This is a genomic window from Streptomyces sp. MA5143a (assembly GCF_900290235.1).
In the GTDB taxonomy this organism is placed as follows: domain Bacteria; phylum Actinomycetota; class Actinomycetes; order Streptomycetales; family Streptomycetaceae; genus Streptomyces.
In genome coordinates, this window is record NZ_OLMK01000120.1 from 1 (window position 1) to 4,060 (window position 4,060).

3 protein-coding genes and 1 pseudogene are annotated in these 4,060 nt (G+C 66.9%); 3 read left to right on the forward strand and 1 reads right to left on the reverse strand.

Going from position 1 to position 4,060, the window contains the following annotated elements; genetic code table 11:
* The 3 genes and pseudogenes from SMA5143A_RS38325 to SMA5143A_RS38340 form a co-directional block, all read left to right on the forward strand.
* The coding region (locus SMA5143A_RS38325) for an integrase core domain-containing protein (protein ID WP_146194022.1) at positions 1-277 on the forward strand (277 nt) is incomplete at its 5' end.
* A 233-nt stretch (positions 278-510) separates the two neighbouring features.
* Positions 511-1,797 carry an IS256 family transposase gene (locus SMA5143A_RS38330; protein WP_107467413.1) on the forward strand — a complete coding sequence of 429 codons (1,287 nt, stop codon included), beginning with the start codon at positions 511-513 and terminating at the stop codon, positions 1,795-1,797.
* A 331-nt stretch (positions 1,798-2,128) separates the two neighbouring features.
* Positions 2,129-2,293: pseudogene (locus SMA5143A_RS38340) on the forward strand (pirin family protein); the annotation flags it as partial.
* Between the two features lie 90 nt (positions 2,294-2,383).
* Here SMA5143A_RS38340 and SMA5143A_RS38345 read toward each other — a convergent pair.
* Positions 2,384-3,766 (reverse strand): glycoside hydrolase family 43 protein, encoded by a 1,383-nt coding sequence (locus SMA5143A_RS38345; RefSeq protein WP_107467415.1) that lies wholly within the window; start codon positions 3,764-3,766, stop codon positions 2,384-2,386.
* Positions 3,767-4,060 lie beyond the last annotated feature (294 nt).

A 4,060-nucleotide genomic window follows, 5' to 3' on the forward strand; every position in this document is an offset into this window, starting at 1 on the left:
CCTCGAGGCCGGCATCGACGCCTCGATCGGTACGGTCGGAGACGCTCTGGACAACGCCCTCATGGAATCCCAGATCGGCCTCTACAAAACCGAGTTGATAAAGCCCCGCAGGCCCTGGCATGGCCTGGCCGACGTCGAACTCGCCACAGCGGAATGGGCCGACTGGTTCAACTACCAGCGTCTCCACACCGCGATCGGGCACATCCCGCCCCACGAGCACGAGATCAACTACTACGCTCAACACCAGCCCCAACCGGCGGCGGGAGTCAGCGTATAGAGCCTCCACCGATCCCGGAGCGCTTCATTGTGCTGTTTCCCGTATGAGTCGGCTCGTGAAGCCCACGGCGCACAGTCGCGCGTTCCGCAGGCAAGGGCGGACACTGCTGCCATCCAATCGCAGATCCCTGGTGATGGAGAGGCGCGGAAACAATCTTGCACCTCTGCGGCGTTGTCGATCACCGAGGGTCTGTACGGTGAGCGGTGTAACTCCCGAGCTGGAAGCGACAGTTGATGACTGACGTGACGAGTGACACCGAGGCCGGGAAGGCCGCTGTGAGTGGGGCGGGCGCCGTGGATGACGGGCTGGTCGCCGAGCTGGTGGCCCGGGCCCAGGCCGGTGGGGTGAAGCTCACCGGGGAGGGTGGCCTGCTGCAGCAGCTGACGAAGCGGTTGTTGGAGTCCGCGCTGGAAGGCGAACTCACCGATCATCTGGGCCACGAGCCCGGTGAGCGGGCCGAGGGCGGCCGGGAGAACTACCGCAACGGACACCGCTCCAAGACGGTGATCACCGAGTCGGGGCCGGTCGAGATCGCGGTGCCGCGGGACCGGGCCGGGTCGTTCGAGCCGCAGCTGGTCAAGAAGCGCCAGCGGCGTCTGGGCGGGGTGGACGAGATGGTCCTGTCGCTGTCGGCGAAAGGGCTCACGCACGGGGAGATCTCCGCGCATCTCGCCGAGGTCTACGGCGCGGAGATCTCCAAGTCCACGATCTCCACGATCACCGACAGCGTGATGGCCGGCATGAGCGAATGGCAGAACCGTCCCCTGGACACCGTCTATCCGGTCGTCTTCATCGACTGCGTGAACGTGAAGGTCAGGGACGGGCAGGTCGCCAACCGGCCTGTCTACATGGCGGTGGCGGTCACCGCCGAGGGACAACGGGACATCCTGGGCCTGTGGATCGGCGACGGCGGGGAGGGCGCGAAGTACTGGCTCCAGGTCCTGACCGAGATCAAGAACCGCGGCGCGGCCGATGTCCTGATGCTGGTCTGCGACGGCCTGACAGGCCTCCCGGACGCCGTGAACACGGTCTGGCCTGCGACGATCGTCCAGACCTGTGTCGTTCACCTGCTGCGGAACAGCTTCCGTTACGCGGCCCGGCAGGACTGGGAGAAGATCGCGAAGGTGCTCAGGCCCGTCTACACCGCGCCGACCGAGGACGCCGCGCTCGAGCGGTTCGTGGAGTTCACCGAAGCCTGGGGCGGGAAGTATCCGGCGATCGTCCGGCTCTGGGAGGCGGCCTGGGCGGAGTTCGTGCCCTTCCTCCGGTTCGACGTGGAGATCCGCAAGATTGTCTGCACCACCAACGCGATCGAGAGCATCAACGCGCGCATCCGCAAGGCCGTCCGGGCCCGGGGACACTTCCCCACCGACCAGGCCGCCCTCAAATGCGTCTACCTGGCCGTCATGAGCCTGGACCCGACCGGCACCGGACGCAAACGCTGGACCATGCGCTGGAAGGCCGCACTCCAAGCCTTCGACATCACCTTCGACGGCCGGCTCACCGCCGGACGCCGCTGAACAAATCCGACTGAGTTCCACCGTTCGCTACACAGACCCCCTTCTTCGCGTTGTAGACCTCCGTCAACCGCGCGATCGCCCTGTCCTGGGTGGCGAACCCGGACTCCTTCACCTGCTTCCCCGCCGCAGACCTGTACCGGATCTTGTACGGATGAGGACACTTCGACCACCGCGACCGCGGATGCTCACACTCCTTGAAAACGACCCCATCCCACGAACCAGGGCAGTGGAACTCACGGTTGCTGACTCCTCCGGGACCGATGCTGACAGTTTGCTAACCGTCGGCGGTCCGGAACGCCGCTGACCTGCACTGATGCGCGCAGGATCCGCTATGTTCTGGAACTGGATCGGCCGCTCCCAGGAGGAGATCGAACAGGCTCGCCGGGACTGGATGGATGGGACGCGGTTCGGAGAGGTGAAGGGGTACGACGGGGCTCCCCTGCCCGCGCCGGAACTGCCTCCGGTGCCCTTGAAGCCGCGGGGAAGGGTGCGTTGACCTGTGGAAACGCGTCACCGTTGGTGACCGGTTGGCGGTTCCTGGCTGGCGGCCGCGACGAGGGAGTGGAGGGCAGTGACCGGGTCCAGCTCATTGCCAGGCCGTGACGGGTTGGAAGCTCCTGTCGGCGCGGAACAGGTCGGTGGCCGTGTAGGGGTCGACCCACAGCTCGCCGTTCCGGTGGCGGACGTAGTAGCCCGGGAAGTTGTACGACTCCAGGGCGACCGAGCTCGCTGCCGTGCCCGGGTGGGCGTTGAACGTGGCGTCCTTGGCGAAGGTGGCCGTGCCGTCGTTGGCGCCGACGCGGACACGGAACGCCGAATGACGCAGGTAGAGGCCGCTCGCGGTGCGGAAGGAGTAGCAGTTGGCGTCGGCCAGGCCGGGGACGACGGTGAAGGTGGCGTCCTGCTTGGTCTGGATCGTGCTGGAGGCGTCCACGGTGTCGGTGTAGCCGAGGAAGTTGCGGTGGCGTATGTAGCGGTCGGGGAAGTTCACCGACTTGAAGGAGCGGGTGGTGTTGAGCGGCAGGGTCACGCCTCCGGTGACGGTCTCCTTGACCACCGTGAGGTGTTTGACGGTGCCGGACAGGCCGGGCAGTTCAGCCGGTGTCGTCCAGGTCTTGAAGGTGTCGTAGCTGTCGACGTAGTAGAACTTGGTTCGCGTGTAGTCCTCGAAGAAGATGCGCCAGCCGCCGTTGTCCAGCTGGACGAGGACCGGGCCCTCCCCGTCGAGATCGACCCAGTTGCCGGTCTTGGTGACCGTCCAGGGGCCGGTCAGGCTGCTGGAGGTGGCGAAGTCGATGGACCTGGTGGAGGTGCTCTTCAGGAACGCGTGGTACGTAGAGCCGATCTTCACGACGGTGGTGTCGATGTAACCCCCTCTGACGTCGCCGGTCATGGGGGTCGCGGTGCTCCACGAGGTCAGGGTGCTGTCGGTCGCCGTGATGACGTACGGGTTGAAGACCCCCCTGGCCTCGGGGTTCAGATGCAGAGAGACCAGGATGTTGACGCTGCCGTTGTCCGGGTCGATGAACCACTCGGGGGCCCAGGCGTTCCCGACCTCGGGCAAGTTGATGGTGAGGTTGCCGAGGAAGGTCCAGTTCTGCCGGTCCGCGCTACGGGCCAGCCCGATGGTGTTGCCCGTCCAGTTGGCGGTGTAGGTGACGTAGTAGAAGCCGTCCGTGTGCCGGAAGATGCTGGGGTCGCGCACCAGCCCGGACGGCGGTGTGTAGGCGGGCCCCTTCACGAGGTCGAAGCCCGTGGCGTCCACGGAGTCGTACACGTACATGTTCCGCTCGCTGGAGTACGTGAACGCGGTCATCGTGTACCGCGAGGTCCGGCCGGCGGGCGGGGCGGCCGCGTGTGCCGTGCCGCTGAGAAGGGGTGCCAGCGGGGAGGCGAGTACCGCGGGGGTCGCGCCGAGGGCGAGGAGCGCTTTCATCGCGCTTCTTCGACTGGGGACCGGCAATGTCATGACGGCTCCTTGATGTGGTGCGGTGGCTGGGGGCGGGGCGAGAGATGGCAGGACCGCTCGGCCGCTGCTCCGCCGCTGTTCCGCGTTGGAGGCGGCGTGCTCCCGGTGGAGGGACGCGTCGTTGTGGAAGACGGCTCTGGCGTGGGCGCGAGTGGTCTGCCGTTGCCGCAGCCGCCGCGTTCGTGGTGTGTCGAACGGGCCGGGCGGTGGGAGCCGGTCGGTCCCGTGGGGCCGCCGCCGCGGAGGGGGAGGGGCTTCGGCTCACTGGGTGTAGAAGGTGGCGTCGGCCCGCGC